The organism is Anaerococcus prevotii DSM 20548 (genome assembly GCF_000024105.1).
GTDB classification, from domain to species: domain Bacteria; phylum Bacillota; class Clostridia; order Tissierellales; family Peptoniphilaceae; genus Anaerococcus; species Anaerococcus prevotii.
This window is the reverse complement of sequence record NC_013171.1, coordinates 443,315-466,878: the sequence shown is the minus strand read 5'-3', so window position 1 is coordinate 466,878 and position 23,564 is coordinate 443,315. Positions and strand designations below refer to the sequence as shown.

The window sequence follows — 23,564 nt, the reverse complement described above, 5'->3', positions numbered from 1 at the left end:
TATCGCATATGTATATTTTACCACAATTAGAAGAAATATGGCTATTAATAAAAAATTGCTCAATTGCACAATTTATAATAAACTAAGAGGAGAGGTGAAATATGAAAACTTGTTATATAATTGGAGGAGGAAGCTTCGATGGCTTCTTCGACGAAATAGGAAAAGATGACCTAGTCCTTGCAGCTGATAGGGGCTATAGACTTGCAAAAGAAGAAGGCATCAAGGTCGACTACATCATAGGAGATTTCGACTCATCCAAAAGACCAGAAGACGATCACGTAATAGCCCTAAACCCAATCAAGGACTATACTGATACCGTTGCTGCTATAGAATTCGCCAAAGAAAAAGGCTATAAGAAAATCATAATTTACGGGGGACTTGGAGGAAGGGAAAGCCACACCATATCAAATATCCGTACAATCTACCATTACCAAAAACAAGGAATCGATATAAAACTAAAATCGAAATCTAAGGAAATATTTGTAGTAAACGATAAATTCGCCTACACTTACCAAAACCACGACTTCTACGTATCAATATTTTCCCTAAATGATAATACAAGGCTTACAATTAAGGGACTCTACTACGAACTAGAAGACTACAAGATGAAAATCGACGACGCCCTCGGGGTGTCAAATGAAACAAAGAAAGAAGATTTTGAAATAGAGGTAAAAGACGGGGCTGTAGTTGTGGTCTTTGAGGATAAGGATTGCTAGGAAAAGAAGATGTGGGGTGTGAGCGCCCATTACCCCGACCATAGTGGAGGGATCTCATGAGATAATTATCTGTTTCTTAAATATAATGCATGAGACTTCTCCACTCACTACGTTCGGTCGAAGTAAGGGAGGAAGAGATAAAACTTCGTTTTCTTAACTCCCTTACGTTTAATGGTTCTGGCTACAATGAACACCAGTTAATAAAGTTAAATCTCGATACACATTTCCGCCCTTATGTCTAATGGTTCCTAGTCACAATGAAAGTTATTAAATGCGATAAAGTTTCGATACGCTTTCCCCTTATGTCGAGCATAGTCGAGACATCTTTAGGGCAACTTCTAATTGACTTAAATAAAAAGAAAGAGATCCCTCCACTTCGGTCGACGGTAGCTTGCGGGCTCAGGTCCAAAGACCTTCACCTCGCCAAGCCTCGATTAAGGAGTTTCATCAGTTCGTTAAACTCACTATGACAACTCCATTAGAGATGGCGGAAGACTTGTTTGGATTTATTTTCAAAGTATAGGCAATTATTTTACGATATAGTTAATCATGAGATTTCTCCACAAGGTCGAAATAAGGGATATGTGAAAAAAAGATTTCTTCAGTTCTATTCATGACTTGAAGGCCCCTGCACACCCTTATATCGAGCGGAGCGAAGCGGAGTCGAGATATCTCATTGGATTTCATCGATTAACTTATCTTCTTATTTAATCTTTTCCTCATCCAAACTTTCTAGGTAATCGGTAAGTTTTGGGAGGATTTTTTCTATTGTTCCCTCATCGAATGGACTTTCTAGTCCTACTTCTCCTAGGGCCTCCTTGGTCGGAAGCTTAGCACTTATCTTACATAATTTAATATATGAATCCCAGGCCTTTTCGTGATTATCCATATCCATAAGGAAATATTGGAAGGCGTTTATCTGAGCTATGGTGTAGTCGATATAGTAGAAGGGATCTGTGTAAAGATGGAGCTGTCTTTGCCATCTGCCTCCATTTTCCAAATATTCGTTTCCATCATAGTCTAAATGAGGGAGGTATTTTTTCTCTATTTCCCTATACTTAGCCCTTCTCTCTTCTGGACTCGCAGATGGATTTGCGTAGACATATTCTTGGAATTCATCTATACTTGCTCCATAAGGAATAAACTTAATGGCTGAAGCTATATGGTCGTAGTAGTATTTTTCACTGTCACCTCCGAAGAACTCCTCCATCCAAGGATGAGTGAAAAACTCCATGCTCATAGAGTGGGTCTCTGCTATCTCCATTGTTAGGTCGTTGTTCTCGCTAGGATACATATCTCTTGTAAGATAGCCCTGGAATGCGTGGCCTGCCTCATGGGTTAGGACGTCCACATCCCCACTTGTGCCATTAAAGTTTGAGAAGATAAAAGGCATCTGTGTAAGCGGAAGACTTGTCATATAGCCACCTGGAGCCTTGCCGTCCTTGGTAGTTAGATCCATCATGCCCTTATCAATCATAGCTTCAAAAAACTCGCCCGTTTCATGAGAAAGTTCCTTATACATCTCTAGGGCCTTTGCTACTAAGACGGCTTCATCTCCAATAGGTTTTGGATTTCCTGAAAGAAAGCTTAAAGGAAGGTCGTAATATTTCATATTCTCTATGCCGATTCTTTGAGCCTGATCGGCGTAGATTTTCTGACTTAAAGGAACTATGTGCTCTACAATTTGATCTCTGTACTTTCTTGCATCTTCGCTATTCCAATCGAGCCTTCCCATAAGCTTATAGGCTACAGGAGTGTAGGTCTCAAAGCCGAGCTTATTTGCAATTTTAGTCCTAATCTTAATCAAATCATCATAAATCCTATCAAGACTTTCCATATTAGCGGCAAACCAACCATTAAGAGCCTCGAAGGCTTCCTTTCGTGTGTCCCTATCCCTATCCTGGCTTATGGCAAGAAGGCCAGATATATTTTTAATTTCTCCCCTAAATTCAATCTCAGCCCCGCCGGTTAATTTATAATATTCATTGACAAGCTTAGACTCGGCTACCCTATCTTCCATTATAGAAGGATCGAAAATGTCTTCCTGGAGCTTATCTCTCATAGTAATGGTCTTGCCATATTTTTCTTCGAAGTTAGACCTAAACTTACTTTCTAGCCTAATAGTCCCAAGCCTATGCTTAAGCTCATCAAAACGAGGCATATTCTCATAGAAAAGTTTAAGCTCAGCGTCATAAAACTCGTCCTTTGTATTTATAGAATTTCTGATACTTACGATATTATAGAGTTCATCTATCTTAAGGAAGAAATCTTCAATTTCCTTGTGAAACTTGAAAAACTCCTCCTTATCTTTTGACCTACAAAGCTTATCAAGCAAGGTAGAAATCTCTCCCACAAGCCCATCAAAATCAGGCCTCTCATAAACTAAATCCTCAAATCTCATACAGCCTCCTTAGTCTTTTTATTCACTATTATACCCCCCTAAAATATTATTAAATTCAGTAAAGTCTCTAAATAATAATTTCTTATTCAATAAATAAAAAATAATTTCTACAAAAAAGAGCCCCAGATTTATTTATCTGAAAGGCTCTCAAATTTTTAAACATCCATAAAGCCCTTTTTGTATCTCTTAAGAGCTAGGCCATAAAATATTCCTGTTAGTATTATTACTATTAGGACAGGAACTCCTATTCCTATTAGTATTTTACCATTAGTTACACTCATCAAGGCTATGGTGAGGATAACTAGGGCTATTATTACCACAAAGCTTATTATATAGAAGATGAAAAACCTCATTCCTCCTTGCATTAACTCTTTAGGATTTTGCCAAGTGGTATTTATTCCTATTGTTGAAAGTAGTAAGCCCACTATATTTGCTGATAGGGCTGATAAGCTTAGGCCTAGGAAAATCATTAGGGAATTTACAAAACCTAATTTTAGAATCACTCCTATGATTAGGGTCATGATTAGATTAATTGGACAGGCTATGGCCATGGCTGACAAGAGCCTTCCCTTCATATGGCTTTTGGGATCGACCGGTAGGATTTGGATTAGGAAAAAGCCCTTTCCTTCTCTTGAGAGAGAATTGGAGGTTGGCGCCCCATTTATCCAAATCATTAGACCTGCCCCAAAGGCTACTGCGAAGATATAAAATTTTGCGACCGGACTAAAGACATTTTCATAGCCAATTTCCCCTATCAATTCTCTTCCTTGGGTTACTGGAAGGATGGTAAATATCATAGCCATAAGGATTGGTGTGTAGAGAAACATTAGATTGCTTGTCATAATGCTAAAATCTCTCTTGGCTATAGCCATAACCTGGCTTTTTTGACTTATTCCAACTGTTTTTTTCTTCTTATCTTTCTTAATCTTCTCACTTGCTTCTTCTGTTACAGTATTTTCAAAAACTGAATTGTAGTAGAATTTGCCCCCTAACTTATAGGCTATAAAGGTAATTAGACCTGCTAGGGCGTAAAGTACTATGGTCGAAAGTATTCTCTGACCGATTCCTCCTGTTAGTGATAGGCCAAATAGCTTGGCTTGGAAAAAGATATTGGACACAGCTTGGTTTTTATTAGCGGCATCTACTATTCCATTGGCAAACTTATCAAAACTATCTCCAGACTGTCCTGATTTGAAGGAAAAATAGTAGATTGCACCAATTATAGCAAACATCAAGACATAGCCTAGGTTTTTGAAAAGCTTCTTATGTCTGTTGACATTGGTAAACTTCTTTATTATTAATAGTATTATGGCAAGAATCGCATAAGGTACTAAAATCATTGGAAAGAAGTTGATTATTCCAATAAGGAGGGCTCCTAGATCAAATCCTACAGCAGAAAAGTAGAGGAAAAGCCCCAAGAGGAAGAAGAGGAAGTAGTCGAAAAATGACAAGACTCCTCCAAATATATTCCCTAGGAAAAGTTCACCCTCAGTTATGGGCATGGTTTGGTAGTTGGCTATAGACTTTTCTGTAAAAAAGTCCGAGTAAATCTTCGCCCCGTGAAGGAGGAGGACTATTACAGTCATTAACATGGCAAAGACCGTAAAGTACATGGCTTCCTTCCCACTTTCTACAAAGACCTTGACAGATGATCCCATGACAAGGTAGAAGATGAAGCCGAAGAAGAGATAGGACCAGATAAGGCTAATGAGTCTTCCCAGATAGTTTTTGGGCATGCCCGCTATTTTCTTTGATGGAAAATATGGGAAGAACTGTTCCTTGAAGGCATATTTTGTGATAGTCTTTATATTATTCATCCGTAAGCTCCAAGAATATTTCTTCAAGCGAGCCTTCTCTGTTGGCGGCATGTTTTATCTCATCGAAGGTGCCTACTGTGATGATCTTGCCTTTGTTAATTATGGCAATCCTATCGCAAAGCTCTTGGGCAATTTCCATAACGTGGGTTGAGAAGAAGACAATCTTTCCTGCCGCCGCCCTTTCCCTTAAGATTTTCTTGAGATTGTAGGCGGACTTGGCATCGAGACCTACCATTGGCTCATCTAGGAAAATCACAGGAGGATCATTAATCAAAGCTCCAATTAGGGCAAGCCTTTGAGCCATACCGTGGGAGAAGCTAGCTATCTGATTGTCCATGGCATCTCTTAGGTCAAAAAACTCTAGATAATAGTCGAGCCTTTCCTTACGAGTCTTACTATCTATCCCGTAGATATCTGAGACGAAGTTTATATATTCATTCCCTGAATAGTTCTCGAAAAGGTCAGGATTATCAGGCACATAGGAAAACTCGCTCTTGTAGGCCTTGGCATCTTCTTCTAGAGTCTTGCCATTTATGCTAATCTCTCCATTTGTCTTTGAATTGATTCCTACGATGCTTTTTATAGTAGTAGACTTACCTGCTCCATTTGGGCCTAAGAATCCAAATATCTCTCCATCATTGACAGTAAAAGAAATATCGTCAACGGCCTTTTTGCCGTTGGAATAAATCTTTGAAAAATTCGAAACTTTAATCATTATTACTCCTTTCTAATTTCCAACTTCTAACTTATTTAATAGTAACATATATATCGTAAGCTTGTAAATATTGATTATTTATGTCAAACTTTATCTTCTAGATAAATTTTAATCAGGCCATTTTTTCCTATAAATAGGACATAATACAAAAAGGGCGGCGAGATTCTGGTAATTTTCTATCCCACCACCCTTATTAATGTATAAGTTCCTATCTTCTATAAATCCTTGTATTCCTTAATCTTTCTTATATCGTAGGCAATTTTTCTCTTCTCAGATAAAAGTCTCATGAGGACCTTTTGGACTGACCTGGCAGACTTACTTATATCTACTTCCTTCTTCCTAAGCTTGGATCTAAAGGCAATATCTGCAATTTTCCCATTGATATTAGAATATTCGCTAACCTTTGATGGAAGATATAGCTTATTTGCTAGTTTCTCATCAAAGATAAGAAGATTTGAGTGAAAGTCTAGGAGTTCTTCTTGAATTCTTCCTATGGACTTATTGGCATTGTGGTTCTTGTTTGCCCTGAGGAAGTCTCCTACGATATTTCCCCTAAGGAATTTCTTTCCTGTAAAGTCTGAGCTTTTACCTATCCTTCTAGAAGATATCAAGATATCATTATAAATTTTTCTCGCATCTTTTATATATTTATCAACTTCTACCTGTCTTTTGTAAAGTTCATTTAATTTTTCTTCAATCATAATTTCCTCCGTATAGATTCTTAGTTTATTTATACCCAAGTGAGGGAAAATATATAATTTGTCTTATTCCTCCCATATTAGTATACTTATGATATATAGCAAAAAGAGAGGTAAATATGGCAGAAATTTTATTTTACAATCCTATAGATATGGATAAATACGATAGATTTAAGAAAATCGCTAAGGAAAATGACATAGATATAATCGAAGTAGGAAAGGATCATCTGGACTATACAATAGGTCACCTGCTTGGAATAGAAGGCTTTAGTGAAGAGAAAAAGGAAGTTAGAGATGACGATTACGATCTTGACTTTGACTTTACCTTATTTAATGGCTTCGAAAACGAAGAACTCTTCGACCTTCTAGATACCCTAAGAGAAAATAATGCAAGTGTCCAACACAAGGCTGGTATTACAGAAAATAACGTAAAATGGACCCTAAGGGAACTTCTCAAAGAAAACGACAGAGAAGCCAAGACCATGGGACTTATATACAAAATCAACCAACTTATAGAAAAATCAGAAATCCTCGCCGACAAATACGGAGAAGATGAAAAAATCACCAAACTAATAGGAGAGATTGGCGACTACTTCAACGACTCTTCAATCTTTGAAATAGAAACAGCCAAAAAATACTACCTAACACTCCTAGACGAAACCCTAAGAGTAGAGAAAGAAAATGAATAATAGATAAATTAAAAGGTAATCTCAGGAAAATTTCTGGATTACCTTTTTTGTGAACAATTTTATTTATAATTTCTTTCCCGACTTTTGAAGAAGCTTATCGAATTCTTCTTTGCTTAGGCCGAACTTTCCTAGAAGGTGTTTTGCTGGGTCGTGAAAGTCAGATCCTCCTGAACCAATGAGATCATACTTTTCTGCTAGGTCTTTTGTTAGGTCAAAGTCCTCTTCTTTCATTAGTCTGTGGGATATTTCTATTCCCCTTAGGCCGAAGGATACGTATTTTCCTACTTCTGGGTAATTTTCGTACTGGCATGGGTGGGCAAGAATTGGGATTGCTCCATCGGCAAGGGCTGCCTTTATTCCATCTTCTACGTCTATATAGCCCATTTCTAGGTTCTTCTTTTTATCTTTCATAGAGCCAAAAACTTCCTTGAAGCTGAAGTTTTCTTCTGGATATCTTTCATTAAGAGCCTCAAGGATATTGGACTTAAAGACTATAGAATATGGGGAGAATTTCTTGCATGCCGCATAGTCTATGTCGTAGCCTTTATCCTTAAGGTCCTTTATTAGTTTTCTGTGGTTTTTGTCTCTCTTTTCTAAGAAGGCCCCACAAAGCTTGTCTATGTGAGAGGTCTTATCAGGAAGGAATAGGGCTACTATGTGAACTTTTTTGTCTACTTGGTAATCATAGCAGCTTATCTCAACTCCCTTGACCGTCCTTATGCCGATTTCTTTAGCCTTTTCTCTTATCTCTTCATATTGGTCTGTAGTATCGTGATCTGTTATGGCAAGGACTTCGATTTTAGCTTCTTGTGCAAGCTTAAGAAGTTCATCAATTTCCAAGAGTCCATCAGAATGATTAGTATGAGAGTGTAGGTCTGCATATATTTTTTTCATTTTTTCTCCTTATTTTATCTTGTTAATTATAATCATAAAAATAAGACCCTGTGCAATCTTGCAACAAGGTCTAATCTTTAATTAGCTACAAGTTTAACAGTTGATGTCAATATATCCGAATAAGTGTAGGACACTGTTCTTTCTACATCGAAATCATTGTTAACCTTGACTGTAAATACGCTTGGGAAGGCATTAACTATGACACCAGTCTTAGTCTTGATTCTTTTTCTTCCCATATCTGCTTTGAGAATAACTTCCTTACCCACATTACTTCTTACTTCATCTCTAATATCTTGAACTGATTTATGTGCCATTTAATCATCCTCTCATTCGTTATGGTTACTATTATACTATGAATCATAAGTAATGTCAAATTTATAATTATACGCTCTTTAGTGACCTTGTCAAATATTTTCGTAGAAAGATTTGTAGGCCCTGTAAGTCTCGTAAACATCGGCTTTGCTTACAAGCTCTAGAGGAGCGTGCATGGAGATTACTGGAGTTCCACAGTCAACTACCTGCATTCCGTATTCTGCGAGGATGTAGGCTATGGTTCCTCCACCACCTTGATCGATTCTTCCTAGCTCTCCTGTTTGCCAGATTGCTTCTCCCTTATCGAAGGCAAGTCTTACTTCTTGGAGGAACTCTGCATCGGCATCATTTGATCCGCCCTTGCCCCTAGCTCCTGTATATTTGGTTAGACAAACTCCATGACCGAGCTTGGCAGTGTTATTTTCTTCTGTAGCTTCGAGGAAGTTTGGATCTTCTGCGAGTGTTACGTCTGCTGAGAGGACTTTGGAGTTTTTCATTGCTCTTTTAAAGCTTACTAGGTTTACTCCTCCAGCAAGGTTCATAAGTTCTACTACAGTGTTTTCGAAAAATTGTGAGCTCATTCCTGTAGCTCCTACTGATCCTATCTCTTCCTTGTCGACGAATAGTCCTACTAGGGTCTTTCTAGGATTTTCACTTTCCAAAATGGCACGAAGGGAAGTGTAGGCACATACCTTATCATCATGACCATAGGCCATAATCATTGATGAATCTAAACCAACTAGTCTTGCCTTATCTGCAGGAACTACTTCAAATTCTGCTGTGAGGAAGTCCTCTTCTTCTATCTTGTATTTATCATTTAGAATTTGTAGGATGTTTTTCTTGACTGGATTGTCTTTCTCATCTTCTAATGGGATTGATCCAACCATGATATTTAATTGTTCGCCCTCTATTACTTCAGCAGCCTTTTTTTGGTTGAGGTCCTTGGAAAGGTGAACTAGAAGCTCTGAGATGAAAAATACTGGCTCATCTGTGGCTTCTCCAATAGATACTTCGATTTTCTCGCCATCCTTATTGTATACTACACCATGGAGGGCTAAGGGAATATTAATCCAGTGGTATTTCTTGATTCCGCCATAATAGTGGGTCTTAAGATAAGCAATGTTTTTTGATTCGTAAAGAGGAATAGGCTTTAGGTCAAGTCTTGGGCTATCTAGGTGGCTTCCTACAATATTCATCCCAGCCTCGAAGTCCTCGCTTCCGATTACGAAAAGAGCTACGGCCTTTTGCCTATTTATAGCATAGACCTTATCCCCTGCTTCAAGCTTTCCTTCGTCTAGGGCTTCATCTATATTTCTAAAGCCAGCTTCTTCTGCCCTTCTTACGATTTCTTTTACTGCGAGCCTTTCTGTCTTGGACTTATTCATAAAGTCCATGTAGTCGGTAGATAGGCTTTCTAGCTCGTCTTTTTTGGCTTGGTCTATGTTTAGCCAAACATTTTTTCTTTTGTATTCCATTATTTCTCCTAAATTAATTTCCATATATTTTTGGTATAGGCTACTGGGTCGTCGATTTCTAGGCCTTCCATTAGTCTAGCTTGATCTAATAAGAGATTTACAATCATCTTTGCCTTATCCTCATCCTTGTCCATATTTTCCTTTAGGATGTCGAAGGCCTTGGTGGACTTGTTTATCTCAAGGACCTTATCTGCCTTGATGCCCATAGCTTGTGGTTGGTCCTTCAAGGTCTTTTCCATCTCGATTGAGACTTCTCCCCTTTGCTTAATCATTGATGGTAGGTCAGCAAGTTTGTCGGTAAATCTTACATCGACAACATCTTCTGGGGTATTTTCTTTAACAAAATCTACTAGTTTCGTAAGGGCTTCGTCCTTTTCTTCACTTTCTTTTTCTTCTTCTTGGTTGATTGATTTGAAAGGAAGGTCCTTGTAGTCTTTTAGCATCTTGATTAGGAATTCATCTAGCTTTTCATCTAAGAGAAGGACATCCCTATCTTGATCTACTAGAGCTAGGGCTGGAGAATTCTTGATTTTTTCTAGACTATCTCCCACTGCATAGAGGATATTCTCATCAGTTGATTTCATATTTTCCTTGTATTCGGCAAGGCTTATTAGCTTATCTTCTTTTCTTGAATTAAAGAGCAAGAGATCTTCAAGATCAGCTTTGTTTGCTCCAAATGATTCATAAATTGCTACCTTTAGGCTATTGCCAAATTCCTTAAAGAAGGTCTCGTATTTTTCCCTGTCATTTTTCATCAAATCTTCTAGGGCTTGTTTGATCTTCTTGTTGATTTGCTTAGCAATAAGTCTAACTTGTCTGTCTTGTTGGAGGGTCTCTCTTGAGATATTTAGGCTAATATCGTCACTGTCTACCACACCCTTTACAAAAGAGAAGCTATCATCTAGGAGGTCTTCTGACCTGTCCATAATTTTAACTCCGTGGGAATATAGCTCAAGTCCCTTCTTGTAATCTTTGGAGTAAAAGTCAAATGGAGCCTTCTTTGGTATATATAAGAGAGCCCTAAAGCTTACCAGACCTTCAACTGCGAAGTGAACCCAGGAAAGTGGCTCATCAAAACCATAGTGGCTTTCCCTGTAGAAGTTGATATAATCCTCATCCTTAAGGTCGCTCTTTTTCTTTTTCCAAATTGGCTCGTTGGAATTTAGGATATCATAGTCTTTGTAATCTTCATATTTTGGATCATCTTCCGTAGAGTCCTCGCTTTGTCTTGTCTTTGTTACAAGCATCTTGATTGGGTATCTGATATAGTTAGAATATTTCTCTACTAAGGCTTTGATCTTGTATTGATCTAGGAAGTCATCATAGTTGTCATCTTCTGTATTTTCCTTAAAGAAAAGCTTGATATCAGTTCCGTGACCTTCCTTATTAGCCTTACTAATCTCGTAAGATTCTGCATTCACTGACTCCCACAAATAAGCCTCATCCTCACCGAACTTTTTGGTAAGAACTTCGATCTTATCTGCTACCATAAAGGCAGAGTAAAATCCTACACCGAATTGGCCTATGAGGTCCTTGATATCAGAATCCTCAACTGATTTTCTGAAGGCTTCTGTACCAGATTTGGCAATTGTTCCGAGATTTTCTGTAAGATCAGTCTCATTCATACCAATTCCCGTATCTCTTATAGTTAGGCTTCTTTCGTCCTTGTTTGGAATTAGTTCTATATAATAATCACTCTTGTCGGTAGAATTATCGCTTTTTAAATCCTTGTAATATAATTTATCTAGTGCGTCTGAAGCATTGGATATCAACTCTCTTAGGAAGATTTCCTTGTTTGTATAGATGGAGTTGATCATAAGATCCATTACTTTTTTGGCTTCAGCTTTAAATTCTTTTTTCATTTCTCCTCCTTAGCACTCTTTGTATCTGACTGCTAATACTATACTAAGCTCTTGCGATTTTTCAATCCAAAAGCCTAGCCGATATCACTAATATAGCAAAATAGCCTTAGAGAAATTTTTTAGTTTTACTCTTACTCATCCTCTCTTAATCTCTTAGTCTTTTCGAAGATCTCATGTTGGATTTCTTTTCTTTTTTCAATCAATATTTCCTTCTCTTGACTTATTATCTTCCTAGATCTTCTCGTAAGAAGAATCAAGGCTAAGGCAAAAGTTATGATGAAAATCCCTATTTCTCGCCCATCACTAAGACCCATTTGTCTTGCGGGTAAAAGGATAATAAAGGAAATCAGCAAGGGAATAAGGAAAATTTTCCAAAAGGAAACTGCCTTATCTAGTCCTTCTATCTCTTCATTTATCCTAAAAAGCTTCTTCCTATCTTCGCTTATATCTTCTAATAATTTTTTCTTTTCGTCCATATTTCCTCCTATATATATTATATAATAAATCAATCCCTAGTAAAATACTTTGAATCGTTTTGTTTTTGTAGTAAAATAATACTAGCAAGAAGGAGGTCTATATGGCTTTAGAAGAAAATAAAACAACTGATAAAACTAGCGATAAGAAAATCACTCGTGATATGATTATAGGCGAGATAATTCAAATAAAACCTGAAGCTATCAACACACTTTTGATGGCAGGCATGGGTTGTATCGCATGTCCATCTTCCCTCTATGAAAGCCTCGAAGAAGCTTGCATGGTACACGGAATGGATTGCGACTACCTACTTGAAGAATTGAATAAATAAAAATAATCCACCCCGAAAGGTGGATTTATTTTTTAAAATATTATAATATTTTAATTTTTATTTTTTAGGATAAAATCAGCTTTTTTAATTAGGAACCTAGACCTTAAGATTAGGCTGGATAGCTTTTCTCCCATAGCCTTTCTAAGATTAGGGAAGTTATTAATAATGCTTTCGCTAGCCCTTAGAGTAATGTTCGCTTCATCACGCTTTTTGATTAGGCTTTCATCTAAATCTTCTGCTTGGTAATTTAATTCTCTTTTGATACTATCTATCAATGTATCTAGTCTTTCAAAGAATTCCTCATTATTTATATGGCTTCCTTCTAAGATAAAGTACTTATCTCCAATTACAAAATCAGCTCTATTCTTATCCTCAGCTTCATTTTCCCATATAAGAACTTCTATATCCTTGATAAGAGTCTTTTTCTCATTTCTTAACTTCTGATCTACATCCAAATCACTATCTGCAATCTTAAGGCTAAGTTTTGATTTATCGTCTATATTTGTAAGAAGTGCTTCTACGAAATCTTCCTTGCTATTAAGATTTTCTAGAGAAATGCGATCTATGCTGTCGATATTGTAATAATAGATATCTCTAAGGATTCTTTCCATAAAGCTTAGTTCTTTTTCGCCTTTGATTTCTTTATCATTTTGATCCTTATCTCCATTCTCAAATTCATTAAATGCGAAGTCTCTTTTTATTTCTTCTAAGATTTCTTTTATGGCTTCTATATCGTAGGTAAATTCCTCATCTTTACCATATTTGCCAGTATTTGAATTATTTGGAAGTTGAGGAATTATAGGAAGTGGTCTGTGCTTTTTCTTATAAGTTTCTAAATTTTCCTTAGCTTTCTTGTAAATAGCTAGTTTTTCTGCGTAGACTTTTCTATCTTTATCGTACTTTTCTGATAATTCTTCGCCCTTATCCTTAAGCTCTGCCAGAGTTTTCTCTAGGATCTTTTTCTCTTGCTTGATTTCTTCTATTCTTTCATAAGTCTCTCTTAGGTCCTCTTCTCCCTTCAAGCTGTCGTAATCATCGAGGTTGATTTCTCTTAGAGCCTCTAGATCTTTCTTACCTTCTTCTATCTTTTCTTCCAAAGATTTAATTTTTGCTTCATTTTGTGTTTTTTTGTTAGATACTTCTATTTTTCTTTCTTCTAGGGCTTTTATCTTATCATCAGCTTTTTTAATAGCTTCTTCCAAGGAGTTAATAAGCTCAATTTTCTCAAGAGTATTTTTTAATTTCTCTTCCTTAGCTTCCCTATCTCTAGTTTTCTTATCCAAATCATCTTGACTTTCTTCTAGGACAGTTTCTAGTTGATTTTTACGATCTGCTAGACTTTCGCTTTCCCTATCTAAATCTTTTAAAGACTCATTTATTTTACCTAGGTCTTTCTTTGATTCTTCTAGCTTTACTTTTCCATCAGAAAGCTCAGCTTCTAGTCCTTTTATAGAATTTTCTAGGTCTAATCTTTCCTTATCAAGTGAACTTAGCTTATTATTGTCATCTTGGATTTTTTGATTAATATTTTTTTGATCTTCCTTAAGGCTAGCAAGACTTGTTTCTTTTTCTTCCAAGATGTTTTTCTTTTCCTTGATAGCTTTTTCTAATTCACTAGAAGGAACTTGATCTTTATTATCAGATTTTTTATAATCTTCTATCTTTACTTCTAATTCCTTTATTCCTTGATCTAAAGTCTCGATAGACTTACTATTGTCTTCCTTTATAGCTTCCTTTGCTCCTAGATCTTTCTTTAATTCTTCGATACTTTGATCCAAGCCTTGTATCTCACTAGACTTATTCTTTAAGGCTAATTCCGCATCTTCAACTTCTTTAATTGATGTTGCCAATTTATCATTAAGGCTTTTTACTTTTTCTTCTAGACTTTTAACTTCATTTTCTAGGATTTGGAGGGATTTTTCGTCTTCTTCAGTAATGACTCTCTTTCCTTCCATCCTAGCCTTTAAGTCCTCATAATATTTGTTGAACTTTTCCTTATATTCTTCAACCGAATATACCAAAGACCTATCTTCTTGACCCTCTCTATGGTTTAAGACTAGAGAATGAACTTCAGCTTCATACATAGGTTTATACAGATTTGAAGGCCTTATGGCATAGCCTGCGGCTTTGGAATCTCTCATAGACCATTTCTCTGGCCACATCAGATGATCTACAATATTAGTATAATGACCAACTTGTAAATTTTCAAATCCGGCTTTCTCTAATTCTTCTCTCAAGCCTTCATCACTATTTAAGGCTTGAGTCATTTCGCTTTTTGACTTATAGCCTCGTTTTCTTAATTCCTTAAATAAGACATCTTCGCTATACCAGCCTTCAAGTGCATCATCAACAGATGGGTTTGTGGACCAATAGAGATTCTCAAATGGAGGATTGTATTGTTTGGCATGACTTCTGTTTTGAGAATAGTTAGCATTAGCTTGGGCCACTGCCATTTCAAAATCTGAAATCCCTACTATAGAAAGCTTTCTTCCATCGATGCCGCCCTTTTCCTGCCTTATTTTATTTAATTTTTCTATGGCATCAATTGAAGCTTTCATCCTGTCAAGGTCTCTTGAATCATCTTTAGTATAGATCTTATTAGCCTCTATATAGGCAGCAGAGTTTGCTCCAGTATCATAGAAATTATCATAAGGAACTTCTTTTTTAAAAACATCAAGAGCATCGTAAGATCCATTAGCCTCGAAAAATCCTACGGACCCCTTCTCCCACTGTTTTATAGCCTCTGCCTTTTCCTCTTCGCTAAGAGGGCTAGATAACTTATCTTTGACCTTACTTAACTCAGTTTTCTTTTCCTCTAATTCCTTAGAAGTTTTGTCAGCCATAGTCTTGTTAGTATTGAAAGCTTTTTCTTTTTCTGTTAGATTTTGCTCTAAATTTTGCTTTTCTAGCTCATCTGTCGCCTTCTTTTGATCGAATTTTTTTTCCTTATTAGATAATTCTTCAATTTCCTTATCAAGATTTTTATTTTCTTCCTCAAGACTGGTTTTCTCTTTTAGTTTTTGATTCTTTTGATCTTCAAGGTCCTTGATGATTTCATCTTTACCATTAGCCTCGTTTATTCTTCTAATTTTTTCTTCCGCATCAGATATTTGCTCTTGGACTTGGTCTATTTCCTTACTTAAATTATTAATTTCATCTTGCTTTTTACTAGCATCTTTTTTTAGATCCTCTATCTCTTGAGATAGCTTTCCATATTCTTCGCTTGTAATTTCTTTCTCTTCTAGGGCTTTTTTCTTTTCTGCTAAGGATTTCTCTTTTTCTCCTATTTGTTTATTCAAGCCTTCAATCTCTTCTTCTTTTTGGAGGAGCTTTTCTTGAGCTAGCTTTTTCTTATCATTAATTTCTTTGATATTTTTATCAGTAGTTTTGAGTTCTTCCTTAGTTTTTTCTAATTTTTCCTTAGCAGATTTTTCTGTCTCTACAGATTTTCTTGCTTCTTCTCTATCATCTTCTAGGTCTTCTTCCCTAAAGCCCTTCTTATATTCTTCTAATTTTCCAAGATCTTCTTCTTTTTGATTTTTATAAGCTTGAGATTCATTATTTGTATGGATAAGCTCTTCGTTGATTTCCTTATTTTCTACTTCTGTTTTTTGAAGTTCAGCCTTATCTTTTTCTATTTTGTCTTCTTCGCCTTTAATCTTTTGGACTAAAGAGTTGTCCAAATCTTCTTCGAGGGACTTCTTTTGATCATCTTTATTTTTAAGATCAGATTCTTTCTCTCCTATAGCCTTATCGTTAAGAGCCTTTTCATTTCCGCTATCATTTAAGCTAGTTTCGCTATTATCAAGTTCCTCTTTAGCTTCTTGTAAAATTTCCCTAAGCTCTTCTTCTTCGCTTTTATTTTCTTGCCTTACATCCTTACTTCCACTGTCTAGATTTTCTCCTTCAGCATGGGCCTTTACAGGGCTTAATGAAAATAAACTTGTTGAAAGAGCCATAATCAGTGCCATTTTAGTGAAATCTTTTTTATTCATAATATCCTCTCCTGAATCACTTTAATTTATTGATGTATTATGTTAATTTAATTATATAAAATCCCTAAAGAAAAATCAAATATTTTATATATAAAAAGAACCGCCAAGTTGCCTCAGCGATTCAATTAATTTATGCAATTTTCCCTTTTCTTCTAAGTCTTTCTGTATTTATTATAGCAGCAGTTGCATCTCCTGTAATATTTAGGGTAGTTCTTCCCATGTCAAATATCCTATCGATTCCTGCTACTAGGGCGATTCCTTCTACAGGAAGACCTACTGATTGAAGGACCATGGCAAGCATTATCATTCCGCTTCCTGGAACTCCTGCTGTTCCTATGGACGCGAGTGTTGCTGTAAGAACTATATTTACCATTTGGCCAAGTGTTAGGTCGATCCCATAACAAGAAGCGATAAAGACTGCGCACACTCCCTGATAGATTGCTGTTCCGTCCATGTTTATGGTAGCTCCTAAGGGTAGGACGAAGCTTGTTACGTCATGATCTGCTCCAAGCTCTTCACAGCATTTGATGTTGATTGGAATAGTTCCTACTGAAGATGCTGATGAGAAGGCAAACATTATAGCTGGTGCCATGCCCTTGAAGAATTGTATAGGACTTATTTTAGCCAAGGTCTTTATAGTAAATGAGTAGACTACAAGGCCGTGTAGGGCGTAGGCTAGATAGGCTACAAGCAATACTGATGCGAGAGATCCTATAATCATTGCTCCATTTTCTGCTATTACTGGAACTAGTAAGCAAAATACTCCTATTGGAGATAGGCTTAGGATTAACTCCATTGCCTTCATAAAGATATCATTTAGGACTTCAACTGCTCCTATGGCCTTATCTTGGCTTTCCTTTTTGATAAGTAAGATGGAAAAACCAACTATCATTGCCCCTACTATTATCTGGAGCATGTTGGCCTCTACCATTGGTGTTAGGAAATTTTTAGGAAAGATGTTTACTAGGGTATCCATAAAGGAAACTTTCTCCCCGACTTCAAACTCCAGGTTAGTAGTTGCTATTACTGGAAATACTCTCTTAAAGATGTTAGCAAAGCCAAGTCCTATAACTATGGCACAGGATGTGGTAAGAAAATAATAAATTATGGTAAAAATTCCGACTTCTCCGACCTTTTTGATATCTTTCATGGAGACAATTCCTCCAATTATTGAGAAAAATACGATAGGTGTTACTATAAATTTGATTAGGTTAAGAAATATATCACCGAATGGTTTGATATACTCATTTAAAATCTCTGCCTTGCTTTGTAAAAGAAGACCCAGAATAATCGCCGAAACTAGTGCAATCAGTATGTTTCTGGTAAGCTTCGATTTCTTTTTAACTTTCTTCTCTGACATATGTTCCTCCTTTTCTTCTTATAAATATATCACATAATATATTTACTTTGCAATTTGTGAGCGAATTTTCTCTTAATTTTCCTAGATTTCTACTACTCTCATATCGGAATTTAAGTCAAAGAGAAGCTTAATAAAGTTTTTCTTGTATCTTACAAATCTCTCCCTTTCCATAAGATCGATCACTTCATCAAAACTTGCCCACTTACAAGCAGCTACTTCTTCTTCCTGAAGCTTTACTTCATCAATATTAATATTTTTCCTCACCAGATAGAAATCATCAAAGCCGTATTTGAAGTTGGCTGTGATAATTGGCCTAATATTTGTAAAATCTAACTTAATACCTAACTCTTCTCTAAGCTCTCTAGCTATAGCTTCCTTGCTAGTCTCACCAGTGCTTGCTGCTCCTCCACAAGTGATATCCCATAAGTTTGCCATAGACTTTGTCTTTTGTCTTTTCTGGATGAGAAGATTGCCACAATCATCAAAAATCAATAGATGGACTATTAACCTAAAGGTATTTTCAGGCATCTTCTCCCCTCTTACGTAGGTCTTTCCTGTCTTTATCCTATTTTCATCATATAAGTCTAATATTTCCATTTTTCCTCGCAAAAAACCTAGGCCTACTATCTAGTGAAAATAAGCCTAGGATATCTCTATCTATCAGCCATTACAGCTGCTGTTATTCTTGGTATTACTTGTTTTTTACGACTTAGGACACCTGGTGCGTTGATGGTACCCTTGTCTGTGATTTCGCCAAACTCCTCTTTTATAGAATCGAAATGTTCTCCTACTACAAGAAGCTCACTTCTTTCGTTGAAGATATCTGTAAGAACTAGGACGAAGGTTGATTCGTTTTTGGATTTGATTTTCTTATCCATCAAGTCTTTTAGCTCATCCATAATTGGAAGTAGCTCTTCTGGGTTCATGGTCATAACTTGGCCGACCCTGAAGTCTTCTCCGCCGATATTAAAGGTCTTTACATCTCCTTCTACCAAATCACTTGCAGATTTTCCCTTTAAGGAAGTTGCTGCCCTAAACATCTTATCAGCAAATTCTTCTGGGTTAAGGTCTGCAATCTTGCTCATCCTATCTAGGATTCTCCTGTCAATATCTGTAGTTGTTGGAGACCTAAACAAGAGGGTATCTGATATCATTGCTGCACAAAGAATCCCTGCGATTTCCTTGCTTGGTCTGATTCCACTTTCTAGATACATCTCGGATATTATGGTTGCAGTTGATCCTACTGGCTCTGCCCTAAAGAATACTGGCCCTGTAGTTAAGATATTGGCTACCCTGTGGTGGTCGATTATCTCTTGGATTTCTGCTTCTTCTATGTCGTCGATTGATTGGTTTCTCTCGTTGTGGTCTACTAGGATCAATTTTTTCTTATCAGATGAGATAAGATGGTATCTTGATACAGATCCTACGACTCTTTTTGTTGAGTCCACTACTGGATATGATCTAAATCTTGACTTAGCCATGGCATCTCTTACTGTATCTAAATTATCATCCTCAGTAAAATAAATTAGATTATCTGTAGTCATCACGTGGCTAACCGGAATAGTCATTGGAAGAAGTCTCGCTGTCATGAAGGAATTATATTCGGTAGATAGGACTGTGACATCATTTTTCCTTGCAAGCTCTACCATGTCCTCATTCATCTCTGCCCCATGGGTTAGGATTAGGAGGGAGATTTTCTTATTTAGGATATATTCATAATAATCGTCCCTGTTACCTGAGATAATAATATCTCCTTCGAGGAAAACTTCATCCAAAGTCTCTCCATCCTCATCATTCATGGCAAAGACAGTCATCTTCCCATCATAGGCCCTTGGATTTTCTGGTAAGTTGATGATTTTGGCGGCAAGTACGTCTATTATATTATCGATTGGAGTCTTACTCCTTCCCAAAATCTTGTCATCCCAAACGTCCATATAGGCACGGGTTATGTTAGATAGGGAGGCTATTCCTGCAATTTTTCCATTGGCGTCGACAACAGAAAGAGAATTGGCATCTCCCTTTTGGAAGATTTCCCAGGCAGACCTTATGGCAATGGAAGGGTCTATGATATTTCCCTTATCTATGTCGAGGTCTTTGACTTGAAGCTTGATAGATTCCTTTAGCTTTGGTGGCTCTAGGCCAAAGTAGTCTAGGACGAACTTACTTTCTGGATTGAGCTTACCGAGTCTGATTGGAATCGCCTTGACTTCTCCGAGTCTGTTTTTAAGGTCCGCATAGGCTAGAGCGCTCATTATAGAATCTGTGTCTGGATTCTTATGGCCTGTGATATAAACTACATCTCTCATAATAACTCCTTTATATAAAATTTACTTTGAGCATCTCGATTTTATATCTATCGACTTGAAGGACTGTGATAGTCATATTGTTAATTTTGATAGAATCCCCCTTATTAGGAATCCTAGAAAGCTTATCAATCACAAAACCTCCTATAGAGTCGTTTTTGATCTCCTCTAGATCCGTATCAAAATAGTCGTTGAAATCATTTAAGTGGATTGAAGGATTGACCAAATATTCCTTGTCATTTATCTTATAGATTGTCTCATAGGCCGAATCATATTCGTCATCGATCTCTCCTACAAGCTCTTCTACTATATCTTCTATGGTTACAAGGCCGCTTGTTCCGCCGTATTCATCGATTACAATAGCAAGGGAGAGATTCTCCCCCCTCATAGTAGTAAAGAGGTCAAAGATGTGCATATTGTCGTAGACATAATAGGCAGGCCTTATACAATCGATTAACTTTATGTCATTTTCCTGAACCATATGACTGACTAAATCTTTCATATGTAGGATTCCTAGGACATTGTCTATATTTCTCCCGTAAACTGGAATTCTAGAATGGTTGGAGCTTTTAAGAAAGGCCTTCAGTTCATCAATAGGAAGGTCTACTGGTATAGCTTCCATATTGGTCCTTGCTGTCATGATATCTGAAACGTCGGAGTTACCGAATTCGAAGACGTTATTTATCATTTCACTTTCTTCGTTATTGATTACTCCCTGCTCTTCTGACACATCAACTATAGTCTTTAAGTCTTCTTCTGTTACCCTATCATTATCCGTGCTATCGCTTATAAAAAGTTTTCCAATTGAATTTGTAATAAGACCTAGGATAAAGGATAAGGGAGTAAGTATTATATTTAAAAACCTAATAGGCTTAGCAACCTTTAGGGATAATCTTTCCGGGTTTGATGTAGCTATATTTTTGGGAGTTACTTCTCCAAAAATCAGTACAACTATTGTTAAAATTATAGGTGAAATCACAGCACCCTTAGGACCGAAAACATCTGTAAAAAATATGGTCGCTATGGTAGTCGTTACAATATTTACTATATTATTCCCAATAAGGATGGTAGTAAGTACCTTGGTGATATTATCTACTAATTTTTTAAGTATATGGGAGTTTTTAACTCCGTTTTTTTCCATTTGTCTGATTTTAAATGTATTAATACTTGTAAGGGCTGTTTCTGATGAGGAGAAAAATGCCGAAAACATTACTCCCATAATTATGAGAATCAGCTGAATTATATTGATAGTCGTCAAAACGTCCTCCTTCTTATATTATAAGCTAGATTTTATTAAATTAAAAGGGAAAGATATGAATTTATAAGATTTAAGTATATAATAAATGTGTATCATAAATAAGGGAGGAAAAAATGGCAGAAAATTCATTTTTCGAAAAAGCTTTTAAACTAAAAAAGCATGGTACAGACACTAGAACAGAAATAATGGCAGGTATTACTACATTTATGACCATGTCATATATTCTAGCAGTAAATCCTCAGATTCTATCAGAATCCGGCATGGATTACGGGGCAGTTTTTACAGGCACTATCATCGCAAGCGTGGTAGCAATGCTATTTATGGCTTTTTATGCAAATCTTCCATTTGGTATGTCAGCTGGTATGGGGCTTAATGCTTTCTTTACCTACACAGTTGTTATGCAAATGGGAAAAACTTGGCAATTTGCACTTACAGCAGTATTTTTAGAAGGTATCATATTCTTACTTTTATCTTTCGTAGGTCTCAGAGAAGCTATCTTTAACTCAATTCCTATCAATCTCAAAAAGGCAGTGTCAGTAGGTATCGGTTTATTTATCGCAGAAATCGGTCTACTAAATGCAGGAATCCTAAAGGTTGGCGAAATCTCACTATCTCTTGGAGAGTTAACTAATGCAAATGGATTTATCTTTTTCTTTGCACTTATCATAATGGTAGTTCTTACAGCAAGAAATGTTAAGGGAGCCTTGTTATGGGGAATCTTAGTATCTACAATTCTCTCACTAATCCTCGGCGTAACCCACTTTCCTGACTCTCATATAGTAAGTCTACCTCCAACAATTGAACCAGTATTTTTTAAGCTAGACTTTTCAAATGTATTCTCACTTGAAATGTTCTCAGTACTCTTCTCCTTCCTCTTTGTCGATATTTTCGACACTCTAGGAACACTTACAGGAGTTGCTACTAAGGCAGATATGCTCGATGAGAATGGAAACTTACCAGAGATTAAAAAGGCACTTTTATCAGATGCTATAGGAACTACACTAGGTTCTATGGTTGGAACAAGTACAGTAACAACTTTCGTTGAATCATCATCAGGAGTTGCAGAAGGTGGAAGAACAGGTCTTACAGCCCTTGCTACAGCAGCATGCTTCGTAATAGCAGCCTTCTTCTTTCCAGTATTTTCAATAATACCAGCTTCAGCTACAGCAGCAGCCTTAGTTACAGTGGGACTATTCATGATTACAACAGTTGTGGATATAGACTTCTCAGATATATCAGAAGCCTTCCCAGCCTTCATGACAATCTTAATGATGCCACTAACTTATTCTATAGCTGAAGGTATATCATTTGGAATGATCTCTTATGCACTAATTAAGCTTCTAACAGGAAAGGGCAAGGAAGTATCACCACTAGTTTATGTACTTTCTATAGTATTTATCCTAAGATATCTATTGCCACTTTTCTAAAATACTTGACAAAAGTTTCAAATGGATTTATAATTATAACAATAATAATCGTAGATAGAAGTAGTAAGAAGATTAAAAGACCTACAGAAAGGAAATGGTTGATGAGAATTTCTGGATTTTAACTTGTGAATGGATCTATCAGATCAATGGTGAATCTAGTAGCCGGCGGGTCTTCCCACCTTACAGGGATAGGATATGTATGTATCTAAAGCGCCTTAGTAAGGCAAGAAGGATGGCACCGTGGGCCTATGCTCGCTCCTATATGGAGCGGGCTTTTTTTATTAGGAGGAAATTATGAAAACTAGAAACTTAACTATATCGGCAATATTTATGGCACTTGGACTTGTGATGCACTTTTTGGTTCCACCAATCTTTGGAGGAGTAAAACCTGACTTTCTCTTGTCCATGATGTTTATATCCCTTATCATAGCAGGTGATATCAAGGAGGCTATCCTTATTGGAGTAGCGGGTGGGATAATGAGCGCTCTTACAACAAGCTTTCCAGGCGGACAAATACCAAATTTTATAGAGAAAATTATAGTTGCTATTGTGATATTTATTTTAATTCAAAAATTTGGCAAAGATTTAAACAAATATCAAATAATCTTTATCTACGCCTTCGGCACCCTAGTAAGTGGAGTATTATTTTTGCTTCTAGCCTTAGGGATTACTAAACAAATGAATCTATTTCTCCCATCCCTTCCAGTAGTTCTCGTAGCTATGGTAGTTAATTCGATTTTTGGATTGATACTTATGAATGCTTACAAGAAAATAGAAAAAATGATTTGAAGAGAATAACGAGGCCCTAAGAAACAAATCCCTAAGACCTCGTTTTGT

Annotated in this window: 19 protein-coding genes; 5 read left to right on the top strand and 14 right to left on the bottom strand. The window is 36.6% G+C overall.

Annotated features, from left to right (window positions below):
* The first annotated feature begins 101 nt into the window (after nucleotides 1–101).
* Nucleotides 102–716 carry a thiamine diphosphokinase gene (locus tag APRE_RS02200; protein WP_015777371.1) on the top strand — a complete coding sequence of 205 codons (615 nt, stop codon included), beginning with the start codon at nucleotides 102–104 and terminating at the stop codon, nucleotides 714–716.
* 703 nt (nucleotides 717–1,419) lie between these two features.
* Here APRE_RS02200 and APRE_RS02195 read toward each other — a convergent pair.
* The 4 genes from APRE_RS02195 to APRE_RS02180 form a co-directional block, all read right to left on the bottom strand.
* Complete coding sequence (locus APRE_RS02195) at nucleotides 1,420–3,117, bottom strand: M3 family oligoendopeptidase (RefSeq protein ID WP_015777370.1); 1,698 nt, start codon at nucleotides 3,115–3,117, stop codon at nucleotides 1,420–1,422.
* A gap of 155 nt (nucleotides 3,118–3,272) precedes the next feature.
* Nucleotides 3,273–4,934 (bottom strand): hypothetical protein, encoded by a 1,662-nt coding sequence (locus APRE_RS02190; protein ID WP_015777369.1) that lies wholly within the window; start codon nucleotides 4,932–4,934, stop codon nucleotides 3,273–3,275.
* The gene (locus APRE_RS02185) at nucleotides 4,927–5,649 is read right to left on the bottom strand and encodes an ABC transporter ATP-binding protein (RefSeq protein ID WP_015777368.1); all 723 of its coding nucleotides are present in this window, start codon (nucleotides 5,647–5,649) and stop codon (nucleotides 4,927–4,929) included. The genes APRE_RS02190 and APRE_RS02185 overlap by 8 nt, the downstream gene beginning before the upstream one ends.
* 215 nt (nucleotides 5,650–5,864) lie before the next feature.
* On the bottom strand, nucleotides 5,865–6,350 hold the full coding sequence (locus APRE_RS02180; protein WP_015777367.1) for a hypothetical protein: 486 nt from the start codon (nucleotides 6,348–6,350) through the stop codon (nucleotides 5,865–5,867).
* A 116-nt stretch (nucleotides 6,351–6,466) separates the two neighbouring features.
* Here APRE_RS02180 and APRE_RS02175 point away from each other — a divergent pair, with 116 nt between their 5' ends.
* Nucleotides 6,467–7,036: a DUF3783 domain-containing protein gene (locus APRE_RS02175; protein WP_015777366.1), complete on the top strand. Its 570-nt coding sequence runs from the start codon at nucleotides 6,467–6,469 to the stop codon at nucleotides 7,034–7,036.
* Between the two features lie 63 nt (nucleotides 7,037–7,099).
* Here APRE_RS02175 and APRE_RS02170 read toward each other — a convergent pair whose 3' ends face one another.
* The 5 genes from APRE_RS02170 to APRE_RS02150 all read right to left on the bottom strand — a co-directional run bounded on the left by APRE_RS02170 (nucleotide 7,100) and on the right by APRE_RS02150 (nucleotide 12,055).
* The gene (locus tag APRE_RS02170; RefSeq protein ID WP_015777365.1) at nucleotides 7,100–7,930 is read right to left on the bottom strand and encodes a PHP domain-containing protein; all 831 of its coding nucleotides are present in this window, start codon (nucleotides 7,928–7,930) and stop codon (nucleotides 7,100–7,102) included.
* A gap of 77 nt (nucleotides 7,931–8,007) precedes the next feature.
* Nucleotides 8,008–8,244, bottom strand: coding sequence for a Veg family protein (locus APRE_RS02165; RefSeq protein ID WP_004833901.1), 237 nt, complete (start codon nucleotides 8,242–8,244; stop codon nucleotides 8,008–8,010).
* 90 nt (nucleotides 8,245–8,334) lie between these two features.
* Nucleotides 8,335–9,717, bottom strand: a complete 1,383-nt coding sequence (locus tag APRE_RS02160) for an aminopeptidase (protein WP_015777364.1) — start codon at nucleotides 9,715–9,717, stop codon at nucleotides 8,335–8,337.
* Between the two features lie 8 nt (nucleotides 9,718–9,725).
* Complete coding sequence (gene htpG / locus APRE_RS02155) at nucleotides 9,726–11,579, bottom strand: molecular chaperone HtpG (protein ID WP_015777363.1); 1,854 nt, start codon at nucleotides 11,577–11,579, stop codon at nucleotides 9,726–9,728.
* A 131-nt stretch (nucleotides 11,580–11,710) separates the two neighbouring features.
* Entirely contained in the window at nucleotides 11,711–12,055 is a 345-nt protein-coding gene (locus tag APRE_RS02150; protein ID WP_015777362.1) for a hypothetical protein, read from the bottom strand.
* A 101-nt stretch (nucleotides 12,056–12,156) separates the two neighbouring features.
* Here APRE_RS02150 and APRE_RS02145 point away from each other — a divergent pair, with 101 nt between their 5' ends.
* Nucleotides 12,157–12,384 carry a DUF1858 domain-containing protein gene (locus APRE_RS02145; RefSeq protein ID WP_015777361.1) on the top strand — a complete coding sequence of 76 codons (228 nt, stop codon included), beginning with the start codon at nucleotides 12,157–12,159 and terminating at the stop codon, nucleotides 12,382–12,384.
* A 50-nt stretch (nucleotides 12,385–12,434) separates the two neighbouring features.
* Here APRE_RS02145 and APRE_RS02140 read toward each other — a convergent pair whose 3' ends face one another.
* From APRE_RS02140 to APRE_RS02120, 5 genes are all read right to left on the bottom strand, one after another.
* The gene (locus APRE_RS02140) at nucleotides 12,435–16,379 is read right to left on the bottom strand and encodes a coiled-coil domain-containing protein (RefSeq protein ID WP_015777360.1); all 3,945 of its coding nucleotides are present in this window, start codon (nucleotides 16,377–16,379) and stop codon (nucleotides 12,435–12,437) included.
* Nucleotides 16,380–16,509: 130 nt separating this feature from the next.
* Nucleotides 16,510–17,739, bottom strand: a complete 1,230-nt coding sequence (locus APRE_RS02135; RefSeq protein ID WP_015777359.1) for a dicarboxylate/amino acid:cation symporter — start codon at nucleotides 17,737–17,739, stop codon at nucleotides 16,510–16,512.
* 81 nt (nucleotides 17,740–17,820) lie between these two features.
* Nucleotides 17,821–18,336: an NUDIX hydrolase gene (locus APRE_RS02130; protein ID WP_015777358.1), complete on the bottom strand. Its 516-nt coding sequence runs from the start codon at nucleotides 18,334–18,336 to the stop codon at nucleotides 17,821–17,823.
* Nucleotides 18,337–18,392: 56 nt separating this feature from the next.
* Entirely contained in the window at nucleotides 18,393–20,045 is a 1,653-nt protein-coding gene (locus APRE_RS02125; protein ID WP_015777357.1) for a putative manganese-dependent inorganic diphosphatase, read from the bottom strand.
* 10 nt (nucleotides 20,046–20,055) lie between these two features.
* Nucleotides 20,056–21,300: a hemolysin family protein gene (locus tag APRE_RS02120; RefSeq protein ID WP_015777356.1), complete on the bottom strand. Its 1,245-nt coding sequence runs from the start codon at nucleotides 21,298–21,300 to the stop codon at nucleotides 20,056–20,058.
* 113 nt (nucleotides 21,301–21,413) lie between these two features.
* Between APRE_RS02120 and APRE_RS02115 the strand changes: the two genes are divergently transcribed.
* Together APRE_RS02115 and APRE_RS02110 are read left to right on the top strand one after the other, a co-directional pair.
* Entirely contained in the window at nucleotides 21,414–22,727 is a 1,314-nt protein-coding gene (locus APRE_RS02115) for an NCS2 family permease (protein ID WP_015777355.1), read from the top strand.
* 294 nt (nucleotides 22,728–23,021) lie between these two features.
* Nucleotides 23,022–23,516 (top strand): tryptophan transporter, encoded by a 495-nt coding sequence (locus APRE_RS02110; protein ID WP_015777354.1) that lies wholly within the window; start codon nucleotides 23,022–23,024, stop codon nucleotides 23,514–23,516.
* Nucleotides 23,517–23,564: the final 48 nt, after the last annotated feature.